General features: G+C 72.0%; 24 protein-coding genes and 1 tRNA gene. 12 read left to right on the top strand and 13 right to left on the bottom strand.

The window, feature by feature from the left end:
* Window positions 1–183 precede the first annotated feature (183 nt).
* From BKD30_RS10235 to BKD30_RS10220, 4 genes are all read left to right on the top strand, one after another.
* Window positions 184–984 carry a trimeric intracellular cation channel family protein gene (locus BKD30_RS10235; protein WP_083956278.1) on the top strand — a complete coding sequence of 267 codons (801 nt, stop codon included), beginning with the start codon at window positions 184–186 and terminating at the stop codon, window positions 982–984.
* Window positions 985–1,065: 81 nt separating this feature from the next.
* Window positions 1,066–2,358 carry an amidohydrolase gene (locus tag BKD30_RS10230; RefSeq protein WP_076704442.1) on the top strand — a complete coding sequence of 431 codons (1,293 nt, stop codon included), beginning with the start codon at window positions 1,066–1,068 and terminating at the stop codon, window positions 2,356–2,358.
* A 211-nt stretch (window positions 2,359–2,569) separates the two neighbouring features.
* A complete protein-coding gene (locus BKD30_RS10225) occupies window positions 2,570–3,349 on the top strand; it encodes a GAF and ANTAR domain-containing protein (RefSeq protein WP_076704441.1) in 780 nt (259 codons plus the stop codon).
* Between the two features lie 134 nt (window positions 3,350–3,483).
* On the top strand, window positions 3,484–3,870 hold the full coding sequence (locus BKD30_RS10220; protein WP_328586910.1) for an ArsR/SmtB family transcription factor: 387 nt from the start codon (window positions 3,484–3,486) through the stop codon (window positions 3,868–3,870).
* A 75-nt stretch (window positions 3,871–3,945) separates the two neighbouring features.
* On the opposite strand, the gene BKD30_RS10215 is transcribed toward BKD30_RS10220, so the two are convergent.
* Window positions 3,946–4,836: an aldo/keto reductase gene (locus BKD30_RS10215; RefSeq protein WP_076704440.1), complete on the bottom strand. Its 891-nt coding sequence runs from the start codon at window positions 4,834–4,836 to the stop codon at window positions 3,946–3,948.
* Window positions 4,837–4,905: 69 nt separating this feature from the next.
* Entirely contained in the window at window positions 4,906–5,697 is a 792-nt protein-coding gene (locus BKD30_RS10210; RefSeq protein ID WP_173893100.1) for an SDR family oxidoreductase, read from the bottom strand.
* Between the two features lie 207 nt (window positions 5,698–5,904).
* On the opposite strand from BKD30_RS10210, the gene BKD30_RS10205 reads away from it, so the two are divergent.
* The 3 genes from BKD30_RS10205 to BKD30_RS16510 all read left to right on the top strand — a co-directional run bounded on the left by BKD30_RS10205 (window position 5,905) and on the right by BKD30_RS16510 (window position 7,975).
* Window positions 5,905–6,753, top strand: a complete 849-nt coding sequence (locus tag BKD30_RS10205; RefSeq protein ID WP_076704438.1) for a 3-hydroxyacyl-CoA dehydrogenase — start codon at window positions 5,905–5,907, stop codon at window positions 6,751–6,753.
* 1 nt (window position 6,754) lies between these two features.
* Complete coding sequence (locus tag BKD30_RS10200) at window positions 6,755–7,603, top strand: alpha/beta fold hydrolase (RefSeq protein WP_076704437.1); 849 nt, start codon at window positions 6,755–6,757, stop codon at window positions 7,601–7,603.
* A 138-nt stretch (window positions 7,604–7,741) separates the two neighbouring features.
* A complete protein-coding gene (locus BKD30_RS16510) occupies window positions 7,742–7,975 on the top strand; it encodes a hypothetical protein (protein ID WP_076704436.1) in 234 nt (77 codons plus the stop codon).
* On the opposite strand, the gene BKD30_RS10190 is transcribed toward BKD30_RS16510, so the two are convergent.
* The 7 genes from BKD30_RS10190 to dusB all read right to left on the bottom strand — a co-directional run bounded on the left by BKD30_RS10190 (window position 7,952) and on the right by dusB (window position 14,084).
* Window positions 7,952–8,347 (bottom strand): type II toxin-antitoxin system VapC family toxin, encoded by a 396-nt coding sequence (locus BKD30_RS10190; RefSeq protein WP_083956272.1) that lies wholly within the window; start codon window positions 8,345–8,347, stop codon window positions 7,952–7,954. The genes BKD30_RS16510 and BKD30_RS10190 overlap by 24 nt on opposite strands.
* Window positions 8,344–8,610 carry a type II toxin-antitoxin system Phd/YefM family antitoxin gene (locus tag BKD30_RS10185; protein WP_076704433.1) on the bottom strand — a complete coding sequence of 89 codons (267 nt, stop codon included), beginning with the start codon at window positions 8,608–8,610 and terminating at the stop codon, window positions 8,344–8,346. Before BKD30_RS10185 ends, BKD30_RS10190 begins: the two co-directional genes overlap by 4 nt.
* A 135-nt stretch (window positions 8,611–8,745) precedes the next feature.
* Window positions 8,746–8,818 (bottom strand) — tRNA-Asn (locus BKD30_RS10180).
* Between the two features lie 53 nt (window positions 8,819–8,871).
* Entirely contained in the window at window positions 8,872–10,863 is a 1,992-nt protein-coding gene (gene dnaG, locus BKD30_RS10175) for a DNA primase (protein WP_076704432.1), read from the bottom strand.
* A 71-nt stretch (window positions 10,864–10,934) separates the two neighbouring features.
* The gene (locus BKD30_RS10170; RefSeq protein ID WP_218189294.1) at window positions 10,935–11,501 is read right to left on the bottom strand and encodes a hypothetical protein; all 567 of its coding nucleotides are present in this window, start codon (window positions 11,499–11,501) and stop codon (window positions 10,935–10,937) included.
* The gene (locus tag BKD30_RS10165; protein ID WP_076704450.1) at window positions 11,498–12,820 is read right to left on the bottom strand and encodes a deoxyguanosinetriphosphate triphosphohydrolase; all 1,323 of its coding nucleotides are present in this window, start codon (window positions 12,818–12,820) and stop codon (window positions 11,498–11,500) included. The genes BKD30_RS10170 and BKD30_RS10165 overlap by 4 nt, the downstream gene beginning before the upstream one ends.
* A gap of 64 nt (window positions 12,821–12,884) precedes the next feature.
* On the bottom strand, window positions 12,885–14,084 hold the full coding sequence (dusB, locus tag BKD30_RS10160) for a tRNA dihydrouridine synthase DusB (protein ID WP_076704449.1): 1,200 nt from the start codon (window positions 14,082–14,084) through the stop codon (window positions 12,885–12,887).
* Between the two features lie 142 nt (window positions 14,085–14,226).
* On the opposite strand from dusB, the gene BKD30_RS10155 reads away from it, so the two are divergent.
* Window positions 14,227–16,092 (top strand): glycoside hydrolase family 15 protein, encoded by a 1,866-nt coding sequence (locus BKD30_RS10155; RefSeq protein ID WP_076704429.1) that lies wholly within the window; start codon window positions 14,227–14,229, stop codon window positions 16,090–16,092.
* Window positions 16,089–17,126 (top strand): CPBP family intramembrane glutamic endopeptidase, encoded by a 1,038-nt coding sequence (locus BKD30_RS10150; RefSeq protein ID WP_143588154.1) that lies wholly within the window; start codon window positions 16,089–16,091, stop codon window positions 17,124–17,126. The genes BKD30_RS10155 and BKD30_RS10150 overlap by 4 nt, the downstream gene beginning before the upstream one ends.
* A gap of 20 nt (window positions 17,127–17,146) precedes the next feature.
* Here the strand turns inward: BKD30_RS10150 and BKD30_RS10145 are convergent, their stop codons facing one another.
* Entirely contained in the window at window positions 17,147–18,043 is an 897-nt protein-coding gene (locus BKD30_RS10145) for a LysR substrate-binding domain-containing protein (RefSeq protein WP_076704447.1), read from the bottom strand.
* Window positions 18,044–18,162: 119 nt separating this feature from the next.
* Between BKD30_RS10145 and BKD30_RS10140 the strand changes: the two genes are divergently transcribed.
* From BKD30_RS10140 to BKD30_RS10130, 3 genes are all read left to right on the top strand, one after another.
* A complete protein-coding gene (locus tag BKD30_RS10140; protein ID WP_076704425.1) occupies window positions 18,163–21,675 on the top strand; it encodes a proline dehydrogenase family protein in 3,513 nt (1,170 codons plus the stop codon).
* A 133-nt stretch (window positions 21,676–21,808) separates the two neighbouring features.
* Entirely contained in the window at window positions 21,809–22,651 is an 843-nt protein-coding gene (locus tag BKD30_RS10135; protein WP_076704424.1) for an SDR family oxidoreductase, read from the top strand.
* 131 nt (window positions 22,652–22,782) lie between these two features.
* Window positions 22,783–23,430, top strand: a complete 648-nt coding sequence (locus BKD30_RS10130; RefSeq protein ID WP_076704422.1) for an NADPH-dependent F420 reductase — start codon at window positions 22,783–22,785, stop codon at window positions 23,428–23,430.
* Between the two features lie 184 nt (window positions 23,431–23,614).
* Here BKD30_RS10130 and BKD30_RS10125 read toward each other — a convergent pair whose 3' ends face one another.
* From BKD30_RS10125 to BKD30_RS10115, 3 genes are all read right to left on the bottom strand, one after another.
* Window positions 23,615–23,995 carry a CrcB family protein gene (locus BKD30_RS10125; protein WP_076704421.1) on the bottom strand — a complete coding sequence of 127 codons (381 nt, stop codon included), beginning with the start codon at window positions 23,993–23,995 and terminating at the stop codon, window positions 23,615–23,617.
* Window positions 23,992–24,516 (bottom strand): fluoride efflux transporter FluC, encoded by a 525-nt coding sequence (locus BKD30_RS10120; protein WP_408033374.1) that lies wholly within the window; start codon window positions 24,514–24,516, stop codon window positions 23,992–23,994. Before BKD30_RS10120 ends, BKD30_RS10125 begins: the two co-directional genes overlap by 4 nt.
* A 62-nt stretch (window positions 24,517–24,578) precedes the next feature.
* The gene (locus BKD30_RS10115; protein ID WP_076704419.1) at window positions 24,579–25,127 is read right to left on the bottom strand and encodes a universal stress protein; all 549 of its coding nucleotides are present in this window, start codon (window positions 25,125–25,127) and stop codon (window positions 24,579–24,581) included.
* Window positions 25,128–25,398: the final 271 nt, after the last annotated feature.

The raw sequence follows: 25,398 nt of genomic DNA, 5'->3' as shown, positions 1-25,398 counted from the left end.
GCCGGCACCTGACCACCAGCAATCGACCACACGAGCAAGGAACTCCAGTGGAAAAGCCGGGCAGACCGGCGGCCACCACACGCCCAAACGGCCACGAAGCCAGCTCACCCGGAGCGGTCACCGTCACGAAGCTGATCGGTGGATCGAGGCTAAGGTGGGACGGGTGAGGTCAGCGTGTTCGCCGTGACACCGGATGCCCAGACGGTGGATCAGGCCGTCCGCATTCTGGATCTGACCGGCGTCCTGGCCAACGCCATCCTCGGCGGCATCGCCGCCCGATCGGCCAGACTCGACCTCATCGGCTTCATCGCCCTCGCGATCCTGTCCGGACTCGGGGGCGGCATGATTCGCGACGCGCTCCTGCAGGCGGGACCCGTCGCGGCGCTGGCCGATCCGCTCTACCTGATCATGGCGCTGATCGGCGCCGCGATCGCCTTCGTGATTCCCTTCCAGGGCCGGTTTCCGCAGCTCGCCCTGACGCTCCTGGACGCCCTCTCGCTGGGCTGCTGGGCGAACGTGGGAGCGCAGAAGACGCTCGACCTGGGTCTTGGCATCCTCCCCGCGGTGCTGATGGGCGCCCTCACCGCCGTCGGCGGCAGCACGGTCCGCGACGTGATGCTCCGGAAGGTGCCCACCATCTTCGGCGGCAACACGTTGAACGCGTCGAGCGCGCTGGTCTCCAGCGTGCTCACCGTCGTCTTCTACCAGCTCGGCAACTCCTCGCTCGGCTCGGTGGTCGCCATCGTCGCCGCCACCGCCGTCTCCCTGCTCTCCCGCCGCTTCGGGTGGACGCTGCCGACGGAGGTGCACGCGCCCAAGCCGGCGAGACAGGCTTCGGCCTGGCTCCACGGCTGGTGGGGCGGCACCGGTGGCCAGCTGTTCGCCGGCCGCCGCCGCGACAACGGCAACGACCGCGACGACGGCAACGACGATGCGAGGGACGGCACCGCGGACGGCACCCCGGAGGGCACCGCGCGCGACTGACCGTTCCACCGTCGAGTCCACCGCCGAGACAGTCGAGACAGTCGAGCAGTTTCCAGCAGTCCGAGCAGAGGAGCACCGGCGATGAGCACGAACGAGGACGCGGCGATCGACGCCGTCGCGCAGATCCTGCGCGGCCAGGCCGGGATCACCGACTGGCAGCACGACCTGTACCGGACCTTCCACCAGCACCCCGAGCTGAGCAACCAGGAGGTGAAGACGGCCGAACGCGTGGCCCAGGAGCTGACGCAGGCGGGCTATGAGGTGACCGAGAAGATCGGCACCACCGGCGTCGTCGGGGTCCTCGCCAACGGGGACGGCCCCGTCGTGCTGATGCGCGCGGACATGGACGCCCTGCCCGTGCAGGAGGACACCGGCCTGGACTACGCCAGCACCGCGACCGCCGAGGACGCGGAGGGCACCACGGTTCCGGTGGCACACGCCTGCGGACACGACGTCCACGTCGCCTGTCTGCTCGGAGCCGCGCGGCTGCTCGCTGAGGCGAAGGGCGCGTGGAGCGGTACCTTCGTCGCGCTCTTCCAGCCCGCCGAGGAGGATGCCACCGGGGCGAGGGAAATGGTCGAGGACGGGCTCGCCGAGACGATCCCCGCGCCCGACGTCGCGTTCGCCCAGCACGTGCTGGCCTTCCCGGCCGGCCGGGTCAGCCCGCACCCCGGCCCGTTCCTCTCCAGCGCGGACAGCATGCGGATCACCGTCCACGGCCGCGGGGCCCACGGCTCGATGCCCCAGTTGTCGGTCGACCCCGTCGTGCTCGCCTCGGCGATCGTGATGCGGTTGCAGACCGTCGTGTCCCGCGAGGTGGCGCCCGACGACTTCGCCGTCGTGACCATCGGCCGGATCAGCGGTGGGAGCAAGAGCAACATCATCGCCGATCGGGCCGTGCTCGAGCTGAACATCCGCACGTTCGACACGGCCGTCAGCGACCGGGTGATCGAGGCCATCAAGCGGATAGCGACGGCCGAGGCGCAGGCATCGGGTGCCCCGGCGGAGCCGGACTTCGAGCTGTTCGACCACTACCCGCTGACGGAGAACGACGCGGACACGACCGCGCGGCTGACCGAGGCGTTCACCGCCCACTTCGGGGAGGCCGTCGAGGACCGCGGCCGGCAGTCGGCCAGCGAGGACTTCAGCGACATCCCCACCGCCCTCGGCGTCCCCTACAGCTACTGGGGCATCGGCGGTATCGATCCCGACACGTACGCCGCGGCGCAGACGAAGGGCACGGTCGATGCCGACATCCCGGCCAACCACTCCCCGCAGTTCGCCCCGGTGCTGGAGCCGACGCTCTCCACCGGCACGGCCACCATCGTCGTCGCCGCCCTGGTGTGGCTCGCTCCGGAAGCGCACGCCGACTGACCGGCCGGGGGCGGGTGGAGCTCCGAAACTGCTGCGCCGCAGCGCCCGTCACTCGGGGTTCGCGGCACGCTCGACGGAGGTGGCTGGGTGGCCGTCCCGCGGGTGCTCAACGCGCCCGCTTCGCGCTACGCTGGTCCCGCACCGTGCGTACGTTGAGGAAACAGCGTCCCCGCCCGGGCAAAGCGAGGTCGTGGTGCCGCAGGACCCTACGATGAATGACACCGACCGCACGGACACCGTCGCCGCCAGTTTCGGTGCGCTGGCGGAGTTGCTCCGGGTCGGCGGGGGAGAGCTGGACGCCCAGCGGTTGGTGCAGGTGGCGGTCGAGCTCATCCCCCACGCCGCGGACGCGGGCATCACGCTGATCCGTGGCGACCGCAGGCCGACGACGTCGGCCGCGACCGGGCAACTGCCCCGCGACGTGGACGCCCTGCAGTACCGCAGCGGCGAGGGCCCGTGCCTGGAGGCCACCTGGAGCAACACCGTCGTGGTCAGCGACGACCTGGCGAACGACTCCCGGTGGCCGGTGTTCGCGCCGGTCTGCGCCCGCGACCTCGGGGTGAACAGCATGTTGAGCGTGCGGTTGGCCCTGTCCCGGGAGGACCGGGCCGCACTGAACCTGTACGCCCGGCCGCCCGGCGCCTTCACCAGGCACGACGTGATCACGGTCTCCGTGCTCGCCCCGTTCGCCGGCCTGGTGCTCCAGCAGCAGCTGCACAACGAGGACGTCGCCGACCTGCAGACCGCACTCGGCACCAGCCGCCAGATCGGTACCGCCGTCGGCATCCTGATGGCGGGGCGCGGGGTGTCCAACGACGAGGCCTTCGCGCTGCTGCGCCAGGCCAGTCAGGACCTGAACCGCAAACTGCGGGACATCGCCGCGGACGTGACCTACACCGGCGAACTCCCGGACGTTCCTACGCCGGAGAAGCGCCCCCGGCGCCCACACGACCGCGAGGGACGGCCGGCCGGCCGACCGGAACGGAATTGAGAACCGGGCGACGACCCTCGCTTTCGGTTCCGGCTGGTCGCCGAATTCGACCGTGACCGTCTGAAGCGAGCAGACACCGCCTGGATATCTGCGTGGCTTCGCAGATATCCGGCAACCGCGATAGCATCGGTGGCGTGAGCGAGACGACCCGGCGCACCGAGGCGGCGCACTGTGGGCGGCTGCCGGAGGGCGGCTACGTCGAGCTCGCCGTCGAGATCTTCCAGATGCTCGCCGATGCGACCCGCGTGCGGATCATCCTGGCCCTGCGGGACACCGATGAGATGTCCGTCAACCACCTGGCCGACGTCGTCGGGAAGTCCCCCACCGTCGTCTCCCAGCACCTGGCCAAACTGCGGCTGGCCCGGATCGTCACGGCCCGCCATGACGGCACCCGGGTGTTCTACCGGCTCGAGCACGAGCACGCACGGCAACTCGTCACCGACGCGATCTTCCAAGCCGAGCACACCATGAGCAACAGTCCCCAGCACCACCACCGCGGCCTCGCGGAGCCCGAGGAGTAGGCCGGGATCAGGCCCGCGCTGTCGCGCCGCCGGACGGACGCCGGCAGGCCGTCGGCGCCCCGGTCGACGAGGGGCTCAGGTCGAACTCGGCCAGTTCCCGCCGACCCGCTGCCAGGCCTGGTCGAGGACGGTCAGCGTCTCGGCAGGCAGCGGCCCGCGGCCGGCCGCCTCGATGTTCCGGCGCAGATGCTCCGGCTTCGCGGTGCCGACGATGGCGGTGTGCACGCCGGGCGCGTACGCGGTGAAGCGCAGGGCGAGTTCGCCCCAGTCCAGTTCGCCGGGATCGAGGTCGAGCTCACGGAACCGCTCCCAGTACAGCTCGGCGTAGTGCCCGGACGGACGCTCGGCGAAACGCCACGGCGCGTTGGCGATGGGGCGCTTGGCGATCACGCCGGGCGCACTTCGGTCCCGATCAACCCGGCCGACGACGTTGCGCAGGTTCCACTGGTCCACGACGTTGACACTGGTCTCGATCGCGCCGAACCGGCCGGAGTCGGCCGCGAACGCGAGATGCTCGTTGTCGCCGCTGTAGCCGGCGACGCCCACCTTGCCGGCCGCGACCGCGTCGTCCAGGGTCTCCTGCAGGTCACCGCGCCGCAGCACGTCGACCGGGCAGGAGTGCAGGAAGAAGATGTCGAGCCGCTCCGAGCGGGTCCGGCGCAGCGACCGATCGATGCTCGCGAGCACGGCGCCCGGCGTCCAGTCGGCGTTCCCGTCGATCGCCTGGCCGCCCTTGGTGGAGAGGACGAACTCGTCGCGTCGGCCGGCGAGGTGGCGACCGATCCGCTCCTCGCTCGACCCGTAGCTGGCGGCGGTGTCGATCAACGTCACGCCGGCGTCGATCGCCCCGTGCAGGACGGCGGCCGCCTCCTCCTCGGTGACGTCGTCCTCGCCGATCTGCCCGGCGCCCAGTCCCACCGCGGAGACTCGCAGGCCTGTGGCACCGAAGTCGCGTTGTTCCAGCATGTGACCTTTATATCCGGTCCTGCGACGACCGGCTCACCGGACCGCCCCGGTTCAGCGGATCGGCTCCGCTCACAGGATCGGCTTGCCGCCGGTGACCGCCACGCGTGCTCCGGAGATGTAGCTGCCGTCGTCGGACGCCAGCAGGACGTAGACCGGCGCGAGTTCCGCGGGCTGCCCCGGCCGGCCCAGGGGCACGTCGGCGCCGAAGCTCTCCACCTTCTCGGCCGGCATCGTCGAGGGGATCAGCGGGGTCCAGATCGGACCCGGGGCCACCGAGTTGGCGCGGATGCCGCGGCTGCCGAGGAGCTGGGCGAGCGCGGCCGTCATGTTCGCGACGCCGGCCTTGGTGACGTCGTAGGGCAGCAACGTCGGGGTGGGGTTGTCCGAGTTCACCGAGCTGGACCCGATGATGGACGACCCGGGGCCCATGTGCGGCAGCGCGGCCTTGGTCAGGTGAAAGAAGGCGCTGAGATTGATCGCCAGCGTCCGGTCCCACTCCTCGTCGGAGATCTCCTCGAGGGTCTCGTGGTTCATCTGGAACGCGGCGTTGTTGACCAGCACGTCGACCCGCCCGAACTCCTCCACCGCCCGGGCGATCACGTCCCGGCAGTGGGCGGGATCGGCCAGATCCCCGGGGACCAGGACGGCCCGGCGGCCCGCCTGTTCCACCCAGCGCGCGGTCTCCTTCGCGTCGTCGTGCTCGTCCAGGTAGGCGATCACGACGTCGGCGCCCTCGCGGGCGAAGGCGATGGCGACGGCGCGGCCGATGCCCGAATCGGCGCCCGTGATGACCGTGGCCTTGTCCGGCAGTCGGCCGGATCCGCGGTAGCTCTCCTCGCCGTGATCCGGTTTCGGGTTCATCTGCCCGGTCGAGCCGGGGGGCGTCTGCTGCTGTGCGGGTTGCTGGCTCACGATCGGACCTCCGTGCTGACGGATGGGGGACGAGCTCCACCCTAGGGGAATCCGACTTCCATCGTAAGCGTACTGATGAGTTTGCGCCGGGATGCCGTGGCCTTCGGCCCGGTAGGTTGGGGCTCGACGGCCGACACCCCGACTTCAGGAGGAGACATGCAGCAGATCACGGTCCTCGGCAGTGGCGTCCTCGGTTCCCAGATCGCCTTCCAGTCCGCGTATCACGGCAAGGACGTCGTCGTGTACGACGTCGACGCCCGGGTGCTCGATCGGCTGCCGGAACGCTGGGCGTACCTGGCGGCGCAGTACCGGCAGGACCTCGGCGACGCCACCCCGGAGCGACTGGACGCCGCCGTCGCCCGCCTCCGGACGACGACCGACCTGGCTGACGCCGTCGGCGACGCCGATCTCGTCATCGAGGCCGTCCCCGAGGTCCTGGACATCAAGCGCGAGACGTGGGCCGCGGTGGGCGCGGCGGCTCCGGAGCGAACGATCTTCGCCACCAACTCCTCCACCCTGCTGCCCAGGGCCATCGCCGACGCCACCGGCCGCCCGGACCGGTTCCTCGCCCTGCATTTCGCCAACAACATCTGGCTGCAGAACACCGCCGAGGTGATGGGACACGCGGGCACCGAGCCCGCGTGCTCCGACGCCGTCGCGCAGTTCGCGGAGGAGATCGGCATGGTCGTGATCCGCGTGCAGAAGGAGCAGCCGGGGTACGTGCTGAACTCGCTGCTGGTGCCGTTCCTCACTGCAGCGTCGAAACTGTACGTGCGCGGGGTCGCGGACGTGGAGACGATCGATCTGACGTGGCGCAAGGCCACGGGCGCCCCGCTGGGCCCGTTCCAGATCTACGACGTGATCGGGATGCAGACCCCGTACCACCTCAGCCGGTCCAGCGACGACCCCGATCAGCAGCAGTTCGCCGAGATCCTCAAACGGGACTACATCGACCAGGGCAAACTCGGCCGGTCCACCGGCCAGGGCTTCTACGACTACCGCTGACATGGATTCCGCATCCTCGTCGTCCCGGCTGACGTCGTTCACCCGGAACGGGCTCACCTTCGACGTGACCGACGCCGGCCCGCTCGACGGCGACATCGTCGTGCTGCTGCACGGGTTCCCGCAGAAGGCGACGTCGTGGGCGGGCGTGAGCGCCCAGCTGGCCGGGCACGGGTACCGGACGGTGGCCGTGGACCAGCGCGGGTACTCCCCCGGCGCCCGACCCCGGGGTCGCCGCGCCTACCGGCTGTCCGAGTTGACCGGCGACGTCGTGGCGCTGATCGACCGGCTCGACGTCGGGCCGGTGCACCTGATCGGGCATGACTGGGGCGCGAACGTCGGCTGGTCCGTCGCGGCGCACCACCCGGAGCGGGTGCGGACCTGGACGGCGGTGTCGGTGCCGCATCCGGCCGCGTTCAGCCGTGCCCTGCGTTCGGCCGATCAGGCGCGGCGTTCCTGGTACATGGGCTTCTTCCAGATACCCCTGGTGCCCGAACTCGCGATCGGACGCACGCGCTGGGGTGGCTCGGTGCTGCTCGCCCGGTCCGGCATGGAGGCGGCGGCGCGGGAACGGTTCCGGCGCGAGATCGTCCAGGGCGGGGCGCTGCCCGGCGCCCTCGGGTGGTACCGGGCGCTGCCGTTCGTCTCCCCCACACCCCGGGTGCGGGTGCCGACGACGTTCGTGTGGAGTTCCGGCGATTCCGCCGTGTCCCGGCGCGCCGCCGAACTCTGCGCCGGATACGTGACCGGGCCCTACCGGTTCGTCGAGCTGGCCGGCACCCACTGGATCCCGGACCAGCAGCCGACGGCGGTCGTCGACGCCTTCCTGGACGGCGTGACGCGCAGCCGCTGACCTCGCGTCGCGGGTCGTGCGTGACGTCGCCGTCGCCGTCGACGATGGTCCGATGCCCGCCGAGCCTCCCGCCGCACGTCTCCGCAGCGTCTGGGAACGCCTGCCGGGGAACGCCTGCCGGGTCTCGCCCTCGCCGTCGTGATCGCCGTCGTCGCCACCCTCGCCAGCGTGGAGTCCCTGCCGGTGATGCTCGGGACCCTGGTGATCTGTCTCGTCGCGGCGTGGCTGTTCGGCCGGGCGCTGGGCATCGTCGGGGATCTGCGCACCCTGATCGGCGTCGGCACGGCTCGGGGTCCCATCGCAACTTCCGGATTGACCGGACTGACCAGCCGACGCAGGCCCCTCAGATCACGTCGGCTGCGCCGCCGATAGACCGGCGGCGACCGCAGCTGCCACCAGTTCTCGGTCGTAGGTGATCATCTCGTCCGCTCCGACGCGCAGCGCGACGGCCAGATGGATGGCGTCGTTGGGGCGGAGGCGACCCGGTAGCGTTCCGGCCGTCAACAGGTCACCGCGACTGATGTCGACCAGCGTCACGACATCGAGCACGGTCGTCAGCGAGGACTCATCAATGTCGCCGGGGTGACGGTTGGCGGCGCAATGAAGCTCGGCGTGCAGCAGCCACGATGCGACCAATCGGCGGCCAGATGCCCGTGGCGTGAGGAGGTACGCGGTCAACGCCTCCGACTCCTTCTCCTGCACCAGCAACTTCATCGCGGCGGAGGCGTCGAGGTAGGAGATCACCAGCTTCCTCGTGAGTCGGCAAGGATCTCGTCACTACGACGCCGTGGGGTGGCCCGACGCACCGAGGCGAGTTCAGTCAGCGGTGCGCGCGGTGGTCGCGCCTGGCCGCGTGCCACCAACTCGGCGAGGACGTCGCCTCCGGCCGGCGAGATGATCGCCGCCACCTGGCCGTTGTTGGTGACCTGAACCGATTCTCCCGCCGCGACCGCGCGCAGGATCTCACCGCTGCTGTTTCGCATTTCTCGGTGCGTCACCGACCTCATCTAGCACATCGTAGCGCGGATCGCGTCGGCCGCCGGAGCGGACATCCGGGCGTAGACCCGCTGCGGCCGAACGACCCGCGAGAACGACGAAGGCCCCGCGATCAGTATGATCGCGGGGCCTTCATGCGGGTCGCGCTCCCCCGACTGGACTCGAACCAGTAACCCTTCGATTAACAGTCGAATGCTCTGCCAATTGAGCTACGGGGGAAGGAGGCAGCTACTACCGTACCAGCCGGCGCGGCTCGGCTCGAAATCGGTGGGTCACCGCGGACGGAGGGCCCGGCGCTGCAGTTCCAGCTCCAGCAGCTCCCGCTGCAGGGCCCGCGCCTGGTCCGGGTCCGCGGTACCGTCCAGGCGCTGCAGCCGGGCGATCATGTCCTGTTTCCGGCGGGCGATCTGCGCGTCGAACAGGTGGTGCAGCACCCCTTCCGCGTAGGCCCGGAGGTTCTCCTCGGTGGATGCCGGCAACGGCGTGACCGCCAGTTCAGAGACGAAGCCGCGGAGCACCTCGGGCACCTCCTCCAGCACGGCGTCGACCCAGCGGGAGGCGGGCGCCCCGGCGGCTCCGGCGGCGACGATCCCCTCGTGCACCGCCCGGTGGGCGGGCTCGCGCAGGACGGCGGCGTCGAACCGGTCCCAGTCGCCGGCGGTCAACGCACCGGGCACCTGCAACACCACCTCCAGGGCTCTGCGCTCCATCGCGACCGCGGGATCCCGCCAGTTCGGCCGTGGGAAGCTCGGACCGGCGGCCGCCAGGGGTCGGGCGGGAACGCCGTCGTCGTCCACCCGGGTCGCCCCGGTGGGCAGACCGGTCGGCGGGACCCGCTGCCCGTTCCGGTCCTCCGGGTTCCGGTTCGTCGGTTGATCCGGGCGGTGACCGGTGGTGCGCGCATGTTGCCCGTTCCCGGGCTGGCGGTTCGTGTGCTGACCCTGCCGCCCGGCGGCGGCGACCGCGGCGGTGACGTCGTCGACCGGCATGCCGAGCCAGCCGGCGAGCTCCCGGGCGTAGCCGGGCCGGATCGCCGCGTCCCGGATGCCGGCGACGACGGGGGCGGCCGCCCGCAGCGCGCGCACGCGTCCCTCGACCGTCTCCAGGTCGAAGTTCCTCAGGGTGGCCCGGATGGCGAACTCGAACAGGGGCCGGCGGCTCTCGAGCAGGTGCCGGACGGCGGTGTCGCCGCCGGTCAGGCGCAGATCGTTGGGGTCGGCACCGGTCGGCTCGACGGCCACGTAGGTCTGGGCGACGAACCGCTGGTCCTCGTCGAACGCCTTCAGCGCCGCCTTCTGGCCCGCCTCGTCGCCGTCGAACGTGAAGATCACCTCGCCACCGGTGCCGTCGTCGGACAGCAACCGGCGGACCAGTTTGATGTGTTCACCGCCGAACGCGGTCCCGCAGGTGGCCACCGCGGTCCGGATCCCGGCGAGGTGACAGGCCATCACGTCGGTGTAGCCCTCGACGACCACGAGCTGCCGGTCCCGGGCGATGTCCTTCTTCGCCAGATCCAGCCCGTAGAGCACCTGCGACTTCTTGTAGAGCGTCGTCTCGGGGGTGTTCAGATACTTCGGTCCCTGGTCGTCGTCGTGCAGGCGCCGGGCTCCGAACCCGATGGTCTCCCCCGCGATCGTCCGGATGGGCCAGATCAGCCGACCCCGGAACCGGTCGTAGAGCCCGCGGTTGCCGGCGGAGAACATGCCCGTCTGGCCGAGTTCCTCGTCGGTGAACCCCTTGCCGCGCAGGTGCCCCAGCAGGTGATCCCAGCCCTGGGGCGCGTAGCCGACCCCGAAGTGCGCGGCGTCCTGCCCGGTGAAGCCCTTCTCGGTCAGGAACTCGCGAGCGATGCCGGCGGCCGGAGTGCGCAGCTGCCCGACGAAGTACTCGGCCGCGACCTTGTGCGCGTCGATGAGGCGCTGCCGTTTGCCGACGTCCTCCCGGCGCGGGCCGGTGCCCTGCTCGTACCGCAGTTCGACGTTCAGCCGGTGGGCGAGTTTCTCGACGGCCTCGGTGAAGGTGACGTGGTCCATCGCCTGGACGAAGGCGAACACGTCCCCCTTCTCCCCGCAGCCGAAGCAGTGGTAGCGGCCCACCTGGGGGCGGACGGTGAACGACGGGGTGCGCTCGTCGTGGAACGGGCACAGACCCTTCCAGCTGCCGACCCCGGCGGTGCGGAGGGTGACGTGCTCGCCGACGACGTCGCGCAGATCCGTGCGCTCGCGGACGGCGTCGATGTCCTCCCGCCGTATCAGTCCCGCCACGGATCCAGTCTACGCAGCGGCCCCGACACCCAGCGGAGCCCCCACCACTCCCAGGAGGGAGGGAGGAGTAGTCAGGTCAGCAGCAGGAACGTGATCACACCGACGAGAGCGAAGGCGAGGACGGCGACGATGCCACCGACCAGGTACTTCTTCTCCGCCAGGCCGGTGTTGGCGCGCCGGGTCCAACCCGAGTCGGCGAAGCAGTCGTCCACGAACCCGAAGATGGCGCCCACCGGGTTGTTGGCCAACTCGTCCGCGGCTGCCCAGCGCACGCCGTCCCGCCGCAGGGCAGCAGTGCCGGCCCGACCGACGCGGGGAAGGGTGCGCGGACCGCCGATCACCGGCACCGGCCGATCCGGGTTCGGCCCGTCCCGCCAGTCCAGTTCCCGGGCGGCGGCGCGCAACACGTAGGTCCGGGTGGCTTCGTCGAAGTCGACCGTCACCTCCGGCGCGGCGAGTAGACCGGCAGCCCGGAGCCGACCGCCCCACGCCCCAGCGGCCAGCGCCAGGCGGACGACGACGCCCGTGCCGGTGCGCTCGACGGTGAACGGGCTGCCCTGGGCACGTCGCTTGAGGTGCTTGACCAGGGCGGCGCGGCTCATCGCCGCGGTGCCACGGGCGCCGCCCCCGCCGTTCACCACAGCCGCTGCCGCTGTCGGCCGAGCGGGCTGAGCCGGGTGTGCCAGGCCAGCGCCGACATGTCGGTCAGGGACGCCACCTGGTCGATCACCACCCGCAGCCGCGCGTCGTCGTCGCCGGCGGCCCGCCAGTCGACGGCGAACATCGGGTCCAGGTGCTGGTCCCCCGTGGACGCCAGCATGGTGGCCAGCTCGGCCAGCACCTCCCGCTGCTCCTCGTAGATGGGCTGGCGGTCGTAGCTGGTCATCACGAATGTCGTGGCAATTCCTTTCATCACGGCGATCTCGGTGATCGTCTCGGCCGGGACGACGACGTCGGCGGCGTACCGGGTCAGTGGATCGGGCCCGTAGATGGCCCGGGTGGCCTCCAGGGCGCTCTGGCAGAACCGACCGATCAGCTGGCTGGTCATGTGCTTCAGCGCGGCCCGGCCGGCGCGGTCGACACCGGCACGACGCACCCACACCGGATCCGCCTCCAGCCGGGTCAGCGCCGCGTGGACCTCCCCCGGCTCGGTGTGCGGAAGATACCACTGCCGGGTGTACTCGATCACCCGGTCCCGGGTGTCCCGGTCGGCGAGGGCGTCCAGCTGCAGGTGCCCGGAGACGATCGCGTCCTCGACGTCGTGCACCGAGTAGGAGATGTCGTCGGCCAGGTCCATCACCTGCGCCTCGATGCAGCTTCGGCCCGGTTCGGCGCCGGTACGAAGCCAGGCGAACACCGGCAGGTCGTCCTCGTAGACGCCGAACTTGCTGGTCCGCACCCCGTGGATGAGCGGGGCGTCCTTGGCGGCCCACGGGTACTTGCACGCGGCGTCGAGGCTGGCGCGGGTGAGGTTGAGGCCGGCCGACCCGCCGTCGTCCGTGACCACCTTCGGTTCCAGCCTGCTCAGCAGCCGCAGGGTCTGGGCGTTGCCCTCGAAGCCGCCGATGTTCTGGGCGAGCTGGTTGAGGGTGGCCTCCCCGTTGTGCCCGAACGGCGGGTGGCCGAGGTCGTGGGAGAGGCAGGCGGCGTCGACGACGTCGGGGTCGCAGCCGAGCAGCCGGCCGAGCTCCCGCCCGACCTGGGCGACCTCCAGACTGTGGGTCAGCCGGGTGCGCACGAAGTCGTCGGTGTCCGGGGAGACGACCTGCGTCTTCGCACCGAGCCGGCGCAGCGCCGAGGAGTGCAGCACCCGGGCGCGGTCCCGTTCGAAGTCGGTGCGGTGCCGCTTCTTCGGGCTCTCCGGCACCCACCGTTCGGCGTCGGACCCCGTGTAGCCCGCAGGCGGCTCCCCGGGCAGCAGCGTCGAATCCGGGATGCGTGTGCCCACCCGCGACATCGGCGCCGGTGCTGCGGTCGGCTCGGCGGTGGCCGCGGGACGGGCGTCACCGGTGGAGAGGCGCTCAGCCACCGGAGACGTCCAGTTCGGCGGCGGCGATGGTGGCGCGCTGCTCGTCGTTCAGGGACCGGGACTCGAGCCACCGGTCCGGCAGCGCCGTGCGTTTCGGGCTGCCGGCACGTCCGCGCGGGCCCTCGGCGTCCTGGCCCGGGTAGGGCAGGGACAGGTCCAGCTCGCCGAGCAGGTCGTCGAGGCCGGTCAGCGTCTCCACCTGCGCCAGCCGGGCCCGCAGGTCCCCGCCGACCGGGTAGCCCTTGAAGTACCAGGCGACGTGCTTGCGGATGTCCCGCAGGGCCTTCGGTTCCTCGCCGTAGTTCTCCACGAGCAGTTCGGCGTGCCGCCGGAAAGTGGCCGCGACGACGTCGACGCCGGGCCGGAACCGCCGGTCGCTGCCTTCGAAGGCCGCCTGCAGGTCGCCGAACAGCCACGGCCGGCCCTGGCAGCCGCGGCCGACGACGACGCCGTCGACCCCGGTCGCCCGGACCATCCGCACCGCGTCCTCGGCCGACCAGATGTCCCCGTTGCCGAGCACCGGCAGGTCCGGCAGGGCCTCGCGCAGCCGGGCGATGGCGTCCCAGTCGGCGGTGCCGGAGTAGTACTGGTCCGCGGTGCGGCCGTGCAGCGCGACGGCGGCGACCCCGGCGTCGCGGGCGATCCGGCCGGCCTCCAGGTAGGTGAGGTGGTCCTCGTCGATGCCCTTGCGCATCTTGACGGTCAGCGGGATGCCCGCCCCGCCGCGCGCCCTGCCCGCCTCGCGCACAGCGGCGGTGACGATGGCGGTGAACAGGTCGGTCTTCCACGGCAGCGCCGAGCCACCGCCCCGGCGGGTGACCTTGGGCACCGGGCAGCCGAAGTTCAGGTCGACGTGGTCGGCACGGTCCTCCTCGACGAGCATTCGCACCGCGGCACCGACCGTCACCGGGTCCACCCCGTAGAGCTGGATGCTGCGGACCGCCTCGTCGGCGTCGTGCTTGATCAACCGCATCGACTCCGGACTGCGCTCGACCAGGGCGCGGGACGTGACCATCTCGGAGACGTAGAGCCCGCCGCCGTACTCGCGGCACAGGCGCCGGAACGCGGTGTTGGTGATGCCCGCCATCGGAGCGAGCACGACGGGCGTGTCGACGGTCAGGTGCCCCAGCCGCAGCGGCGGCAGGTCGAGCTTGAGCGGGGTGGCGGTGCGGTCGAAGACGGTCGGCGCCACGGTCACGGGGTCGGTCACGGTCGCGGTCACCCGTCCATTGTCCCAGAGGTCGCGGACGTGGCGGCATCGGCTCCCGAGCCGGGACAGCGGCCGGGTCGCCCGAGGGTTCCGCTCGACGGCTGCGACCGATACAACTAGGACCATGAGCATCCCGCTGGAGGAGTACGCGCTGTTGTCCGACCTGCGTACCGGACCGCTGGTCTCCCGCGGGGGCAGCATCGACTGGCTCTGCCTGCCCCGGTTCGACTCCCCCGCCTGCTTCTGCGCTCTGCTGGGGGACGCCGACGACGGGCGGTGGCTGCTGCACGTGCCGGACGGCAACGTCATCGACCGCCGCTACACCCCGCAAACCTTCGTGCTCGAGACGACCTGGCGCAGCCCCACCGGCACCGTCAAGGTCGTCGACTTCCTGCCACCGGGCGACGCGCAAGCCGACCTCGTCCGCCGGGTGGAGTGCCTGGAAGGATCGGTCACCGTCGAACACGACCTGCGGATCCGGTTCGACTACGCCCGCGCGACGCCGTGGACCCGCCGCACGACGCAGGCCGGCCGCCCGGCCCTGCTCTCGATCGCCGGCCCCGACGCGCTGCTGCTGAGCGGTCCGCCGCTGCACCGGCCGGAGGAGACCACGCAGCAGACCGAGAACGACGCCCGTGGTTCGCGCACCCCCCGCCTCGTCGGGTGCTTCCCGCTGTCCGCGGGACAGAGCCGAGACTGGCAGCTGACCTGGTTCCGGTCCTGGGACGACGTTCCCGAGCCCGTCGACCCGCGGGACGCCCATGAGGATGCGGTGGCGTTCTGGACGGAGTGGGCGGCCCAGCTCACCGCGCACACCGGCCACCGGCCCCTGGTGCTGCGGTCGATGCTCGTGCTACGGGCCCTGACGCACGCCCGCACCGGCGGCATCGTCGCTGCTCCCACCGCGTCCCTGCCCGAGGACCTCGGGGGCGTCCGCAACTGGGAATACCGCTTCACCTGGCTGCGGGACGCGTCGCTGACCATCGAGGTCGCGATCGACCACGGCCTCACCCGCGGCGCGGTCCTGTGGCGGGACTGGCTGCTGCGTGCGGTCGCCGGCGACGTCGACGACGTGCGGATCATGTACGGGCTCGGTGGCGAGCGGGACCTGCGGGAGAGCGAGCTGGACCAGCTGGCCGGGTACGAGGGGTCGCGGCCGGTCCGGATCGGCAACGGTGCGGCCGGTCAGTACCAGGCCGACGTCGTCGGCGAGGTGATGATCGCCCTCGGCAAACTGCGCGACGCCGGCGAGGAGAAGGACGAGTACACCTGGGGGCTGCAGCGCGGGCTGTTGCGCTACGCCGAGGCCAACTTCGACGCGAAGGATCACGGCATCTGGGAGATGCTCGGACAGCCGCACTGGTTCACGCACGGCCGGGTGATGATGTGGGCGGCCTTCGACCGGGGAATCCAGGCGGTGGAGCGGCACGGGCTCGACGGGCCGGTCGATCGATGGCGCGAGCTGCGGGACCGGCTGCGGCAGGAGATCGACGAGCACGGTTTCAACCGGCAACTGAACAGTTTCACCCAGGCGTACGACACCACGGAGGTGGACGCGTCCCTGCTGCAGCTGCCGCACACCGGGTTCCTCGATTACGACGACCCGCGGATGCTCGGCACCACGGCGCGCATCGAACAGGAGCTGATGGACGAGCACGGCCTGGTGTTGCGCTACCGCACCTCGGCGGGTCTGGATGGGCTGGAGGGACACGAACATCCCTTCTTGATCTGCAACTTCTGGCTCGTCGAGCAGTACGCCCGCAGTGGCCGGCGACCGGACGGGGAGCGGCTGATGAACCAGCTGGTCGGCTACGCCAACGACGTCGGCCTGCTCAGTGAGGAGTACGACCCCGGCTCGACCCGGATGATCGGCAACTTCCCCCAGGCCTTCAGCCACCTCGGCCTCATCCGTGCCGCCGACGCGCTGGCGGATAACGTGGGGCGAACAGACCGTCCGTCCGTCCATCCGTCCGAAGGGGAGCGCCGATGACTGGATCCGGGCCGCCCGTGCCCGCTCCCCCGTGGCGCCAGGGCCCACCGCCGGGGATGGCCGGCCCACCGGCGAACGGCGCGTCCGGTGCCCCGCCGCCCCGTCGCTCCGATATCCCGGTTCCGCTTTCCCTGCGCTGGGCGAACCCGGCGCAGCTGACCCCCGCACACCCGTTGCGGCCCCGCTGGTCGATCATCGACGTCGTGCTGGCCGCCGTGGCGTTCCTCGTCGTCCCGCTGATCATCGGCCTGGCCCTGCAGCTCACCCTGGGACCGTCGGTGTTCAGCGGCGGCCCCGGCGTCTTCGTCTCCCTCCTGTTGACGTGGGCCGTTCTGCTCGGGGCCTGCCTGATCAGCTCGCGGACGCGCGGGTTCGGTTCGCTCGCGCGTGATTTCGGGCTGCGGTTCCGGTGGATGGATGTGCTCACCGGGCTGATCGCCTCGATCGGCCTGCGCCTGCTCACCGCCGTCGTCGCCGTGATCGTCGTCCTGCTCACCGGCGCGAATCAGCCGCTGCAGAGCAACGGCGACATCTTCCTCGCCGGCAGTTCGACGTTCTGGCTGATCATCAACGCCGGCATCGGCGCGACCTTGATCTCCCCGCTGCTGGAGGAACTGTTCTTCCGCGGCCTGCTGCTGCGCGCCGTGCAGAACCAGGTGTGGCTCGGGCGGTGGCGGCGCCAGCCCGCGCCGGCCGGCGCCGCCACCGCCCCGGGTCCTGCCGGACCCCCGCCCGCACCCGGTATCCGCCCGGAGCGGGTCCGTCCGGCGACCGTGAAACGACCCCTGGTGCGGGCGTCGGTGGTCGCTGCGCTGATCAGCGCGGTCGTGTTCGGCAGCGCGCACCTGGGTCAGCTCGACGACCCGCGGTCGGTGCTGATCCAGCTCGTCTCCGTCTTCTGCATCGGCCTGGTCAACGCGGGGTTGACCCTGTGGTTCGGTCGGCTCGGGCCCGCCGTCCTCACCCACGTGTGGTTCAACGGCACGTCGATCCTGCTCGCCCTGCTGCTGCAGGGTGTCGGACTGGCCGGCTAGGCCGTCGACCGGCGGTGTTCTCACTTCCCGGTGATGCCCGCGGCCGTGACGCCGAGCGCCTCCCGGACCGCCACCACCGCCGGCCGCTCGTCGCCGGAGGCCCGCACCGCGGTGAACACCGTGCGCCGGGGGTTCCCCGGCAACTCGACCAACCGCACCGTGCGGTCCCGGCCCGCCCACACCAGGTCGGGGATCAGCCCGACGGCGTTGCCGGACTCGACCAGCCGGATCTGGGCCTGCAGGTCCGCCGTCTCGAACCGCACGTCGGGTTCGAATCCGGCCAGCCGGCAGGCCTGCTCCCCCCAGTGCCGGCACGCCGCGCCCGGTGGCTCCATCACCCAGGGCGCGTCGGCGGCGCCGGCCAACCCGCTCACGTCCTGCCACACGCTCGGCACGGCCAGCCGGATGGCGTCGGACATGAGTTCCCGCCACACCAGCCCGGGGTACCGCGCGGTCGCGTGGCCCGGGTACTGCTCGGCGACGACGACGTCGAAGTCGCCGGCCCAGGTCTCGTGCAGCGCGGACTCGGGCTCGTGCTGGACCATCTCGACCCGCACCTGGGGGAAGCGGTCCGCGAGCGAGCGCAACGTCCCGGGCAGCAGCGCGAGCGCGGCGGACTGGAACACCGCCACCCGGACCGTACCGGTGACCTCCGTCCGCGAGGCGGCCAGCGCCGACTCCGCCCGCTCCATGGTGGCGATCAGCTCGTCCGCGTACCCGACGAGGGTCTCCGCCTGCGCCGTCAGCACCACCCGTCGGCCCGCCCGGCGCAGCAGCGGCACGCCGGCCTCCCGCTCGAGCAACGCCAGTTGCGCGGACACCGAGGACGGGCTGTAGCGCTCGGCTTCGGCCACCGCGGCGATCGTGCCGCGGATCTGCAGTTCACGCAGCAGCCGCAGCCGCTTGAGGTCCAGCACGGACCCTCCCATTCATCGGAAAAGCTGACGAACAGTCATCGTAAATCGTCGCTGTTCCCGAATGAACCGCGCTCCCATACTGGTGCCAGAGCCCTGCACCACCGGAGGAAGGCCCACCCATGACCAGCGCCACCCAGACCCGTCCGACCCCGCCGACGCCGGACGACCCGCGGAAGCTGGCCGACGACGCCGTCGCCCTCGTCCGCCGCTGGCTGGCCGAGGCGGCCGACCTGCCCATCGACGCGTCGGCCAGGAACCTCGCCGGCGTGCTCCGGGACCCCGGCGGGCTGCCGTTCACGGTCGGCTTCGTCGACGGGGTGATCCGGCCCGAGGACGAGGGTGTCGCCGCCCACAAGCTCGCCGAGATCGCGGCCGACGTGCCGGCCTTCCTGCCCTGGTACCTCAAGGCGGCGGTCCGGGCCGGTGGCGCACTCGGCCCGGTGGCCCCCGGCGTCGTCATCCCGGCCGCCCGCGCGGCCCTGCGCCGGATGGTCGGGCACCTGCTCGTCGATGCGACCGACGACAAGCTCGGCCCCGCACTGGCGGCGATCGCGGCCGGCGGGAACCGGCTGAACATCAACCTGCTCGGGGAGGCCGTGCTCGGCACGGCCGAGGCCGGTCGGCGGTTGGCGGGCACGGCGAAGCTGCTCGCCCGCGACGACGTCGACTACGTCTCCATCAAGGTCTCCTCGACCGTGTCCCCGACCCCGCTGTGGGCGTTCGACGAGGCGGTCGCCGACATCGTCGACAAGCTCACCCCCCTGTACCGGCAGGCTGCCGGCGCCGCGACGCCGAAGTTCATCAACCTGGACATGGAGGAGTACAAGGACCTGCGGCTGACCGTCGCCGTGTTCCGCGCCATCCTGGACCAGCCGGAGTTCGCGGGCCTCACCGCCGGCATCGTGATCCAGGCGTACCTGCCCGACGCCCTGGCCACCATCGACGAGCTGACCGGCTGGGCGAAGGAGCGGGTGGCCGCCGGCGGCGCGCCGATCAAGATCCGCGTGGTCAAGGGCGCCAACCTGCCGATGGAACACGTCGAGGCGGACCTGCACGACTGGCCGCTCGCCACCTGGCCCACCAAACAGGCCACCGATGCGAACTACAAGGCCATCCTGGTGCGTGCACTGACGCCGGAGAACCTGGCCGCCGTCCGCATCGGCGTCGCCGGTCACAACCTGTTCGACGTCGCCTTCGCGTGGCTGCTGGCCAGCGCCCGGGGCGTCACGGACGGGGTCGACGTCGAGATGCTGCTCGGGATGGCGCAGGCGCAGGCCACCGCCGTGCGCCGGACCGTGGGGCAGCTGCTGCTGTACACGCCCGTGGTGCACCCGGACGAGTTCGACGTCGCCATCGCCTACCTGGTGCGCCGGCTCGAGGAGGGCGCCAGCCCGGACAACTTCATGTCCGCCGTCGTCGACCTCGCCGACGAGCCGGCCCTGTTCGAACGGGAGAAGGCCCGCTTCCTCGCCTCGCTGGAGGACATGGCCGCCCTCGACGGCGTCGTCCCGGCACCCGCCCGGACCCAGGACCGCAGCGCCGAACGGCCGCTGGAGCAACCGCTGCCGGCCCGGTTCGCTAACACCGCCGACACGGACCCGTCGCTGCCCGCTAACCGCGGCTGGGGGCGGCTGGCGCTGCAGCGAGCCCGCGACTCCCGGATCGGCCTCGAGCTGCTGGAAGCGTCCCGGATCGACGACGCGGGAGAGTTGGATGCGGTGCTGCGGTCCGCCGCCGAGGCCGGAGCCGCCTGGGGCGCCCGCCGTGGCGCCGAACGCGCCCAGATCCTGCACCGGGCCGGGCAGATGCTCGCCGCGCGGCGCTTCGACCTGATCGAGGTGATGGCCGCCGAGGCCGGCAAGACCATCGACCAGGCCGACCCCGAGGTCAGCGAGGCGACCGACTTCGCCCACTACTACGCCGAGCAGGCGCGCGGCCTGGACGCCGTCGACGGCGCGGCGTTCGAGCCGGCCCGGCTCACCCTGGTCACCCCGCCGTGGAACTTCCCGGTCGCCATCCCCGCCGGGTCCACCCTCGCCGCCCTCGCCGCCGGCAGCGCCGTCGTGCTCAAGCCCGCCGGGCCCGCGTCCCGCTGCGGCGCGGTCCTCGCGCAGGCGCTCTGGGACGCCGGGGTGCCGCGGGAGGTGCTGCGCTTCGTGCAGGTCGGCGAGGAGGAACTCGGCCGCGAGCTGGTCACCCACCCCACCGTCGACCGCGTCATCCTCACCGGCTCCTACGAGACCGCCGAGCTGTTCCGCTCCTTCCGACCCGACCTGCCGCTGCTGGCCGAGACCAGCGGCAAGAACGCCATCGTCGTCACCGGCAGTGCGGACCTGGATCTCGCGGTCCGCGACGTCATCGCGTCCGCGTTCGGGCACGCCGGGCAGAAGTGCTCGGCCGCGTCGCTGGTCGTCCTGGTCGGGCCGGTCCGCCGCTCGGCCCGGTTCCTGCGCCAGCTCGAGGACGGCGTCCGGTCCCTGACCGTGGGCTGGCCGGACGATCCCCGCACCCAGATGGGGCCGATCATCGAACCGGCCGCCGGGAAGCTAGCGCACGCCCTGACCTCCCTGGAGCGGGGCGAGCACTGGCTGGTGCAGCCACGCCAGCTCGACGGGCAGGGCCGGCTCTGGTCCCCGGGCGTGCGGATGAACGTGAAGGCCGGCTCGCCTTTCCACCAGACCGAGTACTTCGGCCCGGTGCTGGGGGTGATGACGGCCGACACCCTGACCGAGGCTCTCGAGCTGCAGAACGGGGTCGCGTACGGTCTGACCGCGGGCCTGCACTCCCTCGACCCGGAGGAGATCGGCCACTGGCTGGACACGGTCGAGGCCGGCAACGTGTACGTCAACCGCGGGATCACCGGTGCCATCGTGCGGCGGCAGCCGTTCGGCGGCTGGAAGCGCTCCTCCGTGGGACCGGGCACCAAGGCCGGCGGCCCCAGCTACCTGATGGGGCTCGGGTCGTGGCGGCGGCGGGAGGCGACGATGACGCCGGCGGGCGTGCTGCTGCCGGTCGTGTCGGCGCTGGTCTCCGCCTCGTCGGCGTCGGCGTCGGCGGCGTCGGCGTCGCCGTCCTCATCCTCGGACGGTGCCCCGGCGCGCGCCTTCCTGGACCGTGCGGTCGCTTCCGATCAGGTCGCCTGGGAGCGCGAGTTCGGCCTGGCCCGGGACGTGTCCGGCCTGCGGGCCGAGCGGAACATCCTGCGCTATCTGCCCGTCCCGGTGCGGGTGCGCCTGGCCGAGGGCGGCGAGTCGGCGGACCTGATCCGGGTGGCCGCCGCGGGCCTGCGCGCCCGGTCCCGGTTCACCGTCTCGACGCCGGACCGGCTGCCCGAGGCGGTACGGTCCGTGCTCGCGTCGGCTCACGTCGACGCCGTCGTCGAATCCGACGCTTCCTTCTTGCGGCGGGCCGCCGCCCTACCCGGCGGCCGGATCCGGCTCGTCGGGGCGACCGACTCGGCGCGGTCGGATCTCGACGGCGCCGTCGGTCCCCGACCGGACCTCGCCGTGTACGGGGGCGAGGTCACCGAGGCCGGACGGGTGGAGATGCTGCCGTTCCTGCACGAACAGGCGATCAGCATCACCGCCCACCGCTTCGGCACGCCGGACCACTTGACGGACCGTGTGATCTGACGAACTCCTCACCCGGCGTCCCTGCTGCCAGCCCCCTCTCGCCAGCTCGTCGATAGATGTTCGATCCGGCCCCATCCGGTCCGGATGCGCCATCCCTTGACGAACCGGCGACGGGGGTGAGAGGAAGGACGTCATGACCACGACCCTCACCATCACGGGTGCCACGGGCGAGGTGGGCGGCCGGGTCGCCCGTGCGCTCGCCGACGACGGCATCGCCCCGCGACTGCTGGTCCGCGACGCGTCCCGAGCCCCGCGGCTGCCGGGCGCCCAGACCCGCGTCGCGGAGTACGCCGATCACGACGCCGCGGTGGCGGCACTGCGCGGCACCGACGTGCTGTTCATGGTCTCGGCCGGGGAGAGCGCGGACCGCGTCGAGCAGCACCGCTGCTTCATCGACGCGGCCGCCCGGGCGAACGTCGAGCATGTGGTCTACACGTCGTTCGCGGCCGCCTCCGACGACTCCACGTTCACCCTCGGCCGCGACCACTGGGCCACCGAGGAGATCCTGCGGGAATCCGGGCTGGCGTTCACCCTGCTGCGGGACAACTTCTACCTCGACATTTTCGAGCTGTTCGCCGGGGACGACCGGGTGATCCGGGGCCCGGCGGGTGACGGGCGGGTCTCCGGGGTGGCTCGGGCCGACGTCGCCCGCGTCGCCGTCACCGTGCTGCGGGATCCCGCAGCACACCGGAACGTCACCTACACCCTGACCGGGCCGCAGTCGTTGACCCTGGAACAGATCGCGGCGACGTTGACGGAGGTCAGGGCAGAGCCGTACCGGTACGAGGACGAGACGCTCGCCCAGGCGCACGCGTCACGGTCGGTGTACGGCGCACCCGACTGGCAGGTGCAGGCGTGGATCTCCACCTACACGGCGATCGCCTCCGGCGTACTCGCGCCGGTGACCGACGACGTCGAGCGCGTCACCGGCACCGCCCCGATGACGTTCGAGCAGCTGCTGCGCACGGGTGCCTGACCTCCGCCCCTTCGCCAGCTCGTCAACAGGTGTTCCATCTCGGCCGAAATCCGTGGTTTTCGCACATCAATCGACGAGCTGGCGCCATTGGAGCGGGGAATGGCCAAGGCGTCGGGGTGGTTGGCGTCACCATGACCACGATCGGATTCATCGGAAGCGGCAACATCGGATCGACCCTGGCGAAGCTCGCCGTCGACCACGGCTACGACGTCGTGATGAGCAACTCCCGCGGACCGGAGACGCTCGAGGGGCTCGCCGCCGACCTGGGGCCGCGCGCTCGAGCCGAGCGAGCGGACGAGGCGGCACGGCTGGCCGACATCGCCGTCGTCACCATCCCCCTGAAGGCCTACCGGGACGTGCCCGTCGACGCGCTGGCCAGCAAGATCGTCATCGACACGAACAACTACTACCCGCAGCGCGACGGGTCCTTCCCCGAGCTGGACGCGGAGGAGACCACCTCCAGCGAACTGCTGCAGGCGCACCTGCCCGAATCGCACGTGGTGAAGGCCTTCAACCACATCCACTTCAAGGACCTCGCCACCCAGGGGCAGCCGGAGGGGACGCCCGGACGCCGGGCCCTCGCCGTGGCCGGGGACGACGCGAGTGCCCGGCAACAGGTCGCCATGCTGATCAACGATTTCGGGTTCGACGTCGTCGACGTCGGACCGCTGGCGGAGGGCTGGCGCTACCAGCGGGACACCGAGGCGTACGTCGACCGGTACGGCGCGGACGGCCTGCGGACGGCCCTGGGCAACGCGAAGCGCTACCGCGACAGGTGATCGCCGTCCCGGCTCCGTCACCGCCCCCGCTCCGGCCCGTCCGGTTCGCTTCCTGCCCGGGTCACCAGTCGACTGGTCAATTGACGCGTGAACTCGCTGGATCTCAGGCGAGATTCGCCCATCAATTGACCACTCGGCGTGGTCGAGGTGGCGGGGCGCCCGGGCCGGTGGCGGCGGCGCGGGTTCAGAGCGCGCCGGTGAGCCACAGGCCGAGCGCCGCGGCGGCCACGGTGGTCACCGCGGTACCCACCGCGTTGCCGGCCGACGCCAGGAGACGGCCCCCCCGAGCCAGCCGGACGGTCTCCACGCTGGCCGTGCTGAAGGTGGTGTAGCCACCGAGCAGACCACCCCCGAGGACCAGCACCCAGTCGCGGCTGAGCCCGTGCGTGGCGCCGAGGCCGGTGAGCACGCCGAGCAGCAGTGATCCCGTCACGTTGATCAGCACGGTGGCCCACGGGAAGGTGCCCCGAGTGCGGGAGCGGACGAGCCCGTCGACGACGAACCGGGCTCCCGCTCCCGCTCCGCCGCTGACCGCGAGGCCGAGGAACAGGGCGGGGCCGATCACGTGGCCGCTCCGGCCCGCCGACGGTCATGACGACGTGCTCGACGTCGTTCCCGCCGACGCGAGAAGGCAGCTGCCGCAGCGATCCCCACCCACGCCGCGGCCGTGCCGACGATCACGCTGGCGGCCAGGTAGAGCAGCCCAGTACCGGGGGCCGGTCCCACCAACTGCGCCGTGTCCGCGGCGAGCGCACTGTAGGTGGTGAATCCGCCCAGCACCCCCGTCCCGAGTCCCAGACGCGCGGCACGGCGAGCCCCTTGGTCGGGACCGCGCCGGGCGAGGAACTCCAGCAGCGACCCCAGCGCGAACGCCCCGATCACGTTGATGCCCAAGACGGTCAACGGGAAACCGTGCGCCGGAGCCGGGAACGCGAGCACGAGGGCCTCCCGGACGGCCGTGCCGATCATCCCGCCCAGCGCCACGAGCAGCACCCAGCGCACCCGCAGATGCACCGGGCGGCGTCGGACCGGCCCGCTACCGGGGCCGGATCCGACCGCGTCGGTTCCTCCGGCGTCGGGGTCCACCGGTCGGCCGGGTGACGCCGGTGGCGCCGGTGCAACCGAATCCGTCGGCGTGTCCGGCCTCCTCATGCGCCGCCTCGTCCCCGGCTCGCCAGGGTGGGCACGACCAGCACCGGCACCGGCTGCCGGTGCGCCAGGTGGGTGGCGACCGAGCCCTCGAAGAACTCGCGCACACCGGCGCGGAAGGACCGATCGGCCGTCCCGACGACGATCACCTGCGCCCCCACGGCCGCGGCCACGGCGGTCAGGGCCGCGGCCGGATCGCCGGGCAGCAAGCGGATGGCGGGGTCGAGATCCCGCTCGGCTCGCAGGGCGGCGACACGCTGCTCGAGGAACCGCCGCAGCCGCGGCCGGGCGTCGTCGTCCTGCTCGTCCGGATCGAGCGCCGTGACCGGCGCGTCCGGGTCGGCCGCCCGGCGCGGGTCGACCGGGAGGTGCGTCGGATCCGCGGCGACGAGAATGAGCGGGGCGCCCAGTCGGATGGCGAAGTCCGCGGCGGCGTCGAGCACGACGGCGGCCTGGCGCTCGGTGACGCCGACGACGACGGGTCGGGGGCGTTGCGGTGCCGGGCGTTCCGGGCCTGGGCGGTCCGGGCCGGGCGTGGAGACGGGCATGTGTGCTCCTGTCCGTGATGACGTGGCTGCCCGGGGCAGCCCGATGACGGGACAGGGACCGTTGTCGGAACCGCGCGAACACCGCGCGGCCGAGGTTGGGGACGGCGGGCCCCACCCCCGTGACGCCGTCCGGCACGGAAGCCGAGCGCGGCGTCGTTCCCATTCAACCACTCCGCGCCGCCCACTCCACGCGGGTCGTCCCACGACGGCGCCGTAGTGTCGGCGACGCCGCGCCGCCCACTCCCCCGCGGGCTGCTCCACGTCGGCTGCG

Origin of the sequence: Tersicoccus phoenicis, from assembly GCF_001968835.1 — a bacterium.
Lineage (GTDB): Bacteria > Actinomycetota > Actinomycetes > Actinomycetales > Micrococcaceae > Tersicoccus > Tersicoccus phoenicis.
This window is presented reverse-complemented; position numbering and strand designations above follow the sequence as displayed.

Coding starts and splice junctions, on each gene's coding strand:
- BKD30_RS10230 (WP_076704442.1), top strand. CDS start 1,066: ATGAGCACGAACGAGGACGCGGCGATCGACGCCGTCGCGCAGATCCTG.
- BKD30_RS10225 (WP_076704441.1), top strand. CDS start 2,570: ATGAATGACACCGACCGCACGGACACCGTCGCCGCCAGTTTCGGTGCG.
- BKD30_RS10215 (WP_076704440.1), bottom strand. CDS start 4,836: ATGCTGGAACAACGCGACTTCGGTGCCACAGGCCTGCGAGTCTCCGCG.
- BKD30_RS10210 (WP_173893100.1), bottom strand. CDS start 5,697: ATGAACCCGAAACCGGATCACGGCGAGGAGAGCTACCGCGGATCCGGC.
- BKD30_RS10205 (WP_076704438.1), top strand. CDS start 5,905: ATGCAGCAGATCACGGTCCTCGGCAGTGGCGTCCTCGGTTCCCAGATC.
- BKD30_RS10200 (WP_076704437.1), top strand. CDS start 6,755: ATGGATTCCGCATCCTCGTCGTCCCGGCTGACGTCGTTCACCCGGAAC.
- BKD30_RS10185 (WP_076704433.1), bottom strand. CDS start 8,610: ATGAGGTCGGTGACGCACCGAGAAATGCGAAACAGCAGCGGTGAGATC.
- BKD30_RS10165 (WP_076704450.1), bottom strand. CDS start 12,820: ATGTCGCGGGTGGGCACACGCATCCCGGATTCGACGCTGCTGCCCGGG.
- BKD30_RS10155 (WP_076704429.1), top strand. CDS start 14,227: ATGAGCATCCCGCTGGAGGAGTACGCGCTGTTGTCCGACCTGCGTACC.
- BKD30_RS10150 (WP_143588154.1), top strand. CDS start 16,089: ATGACTGGATCCGGGCCGCCCGTGCCCGCTCCCCCGTGGCGCCAGGGC.
- BKD30_RS10140 (WP_076704425.1), top strand. CDS start 18,163: ATGACCAGCGCCACCCAGACCCGTCCGACCCCGCCGACGCCGGACGAC.
- BKD30_RS10135 (WP_076704424.1), top strand. CDS start 21,809: ATGACCACGACCCTCACCATCACGGGTGCCACGGGCGAGGTGGGCGGC.
- BKD30_RS10130 (WP_076704422.1), top strand. CDS start 22,783: ATGACCACGATCGGATTCATCGGAAGCGGCAACATCGGATCGACCCTG.
- BKD30_RS10115 (WP_076704419.1), bottom strand. CDS start 25,127: ATGCCCGTCTCCACGCCCGGCCCGGACCGCCCAGGCCCGGAACGCCCG.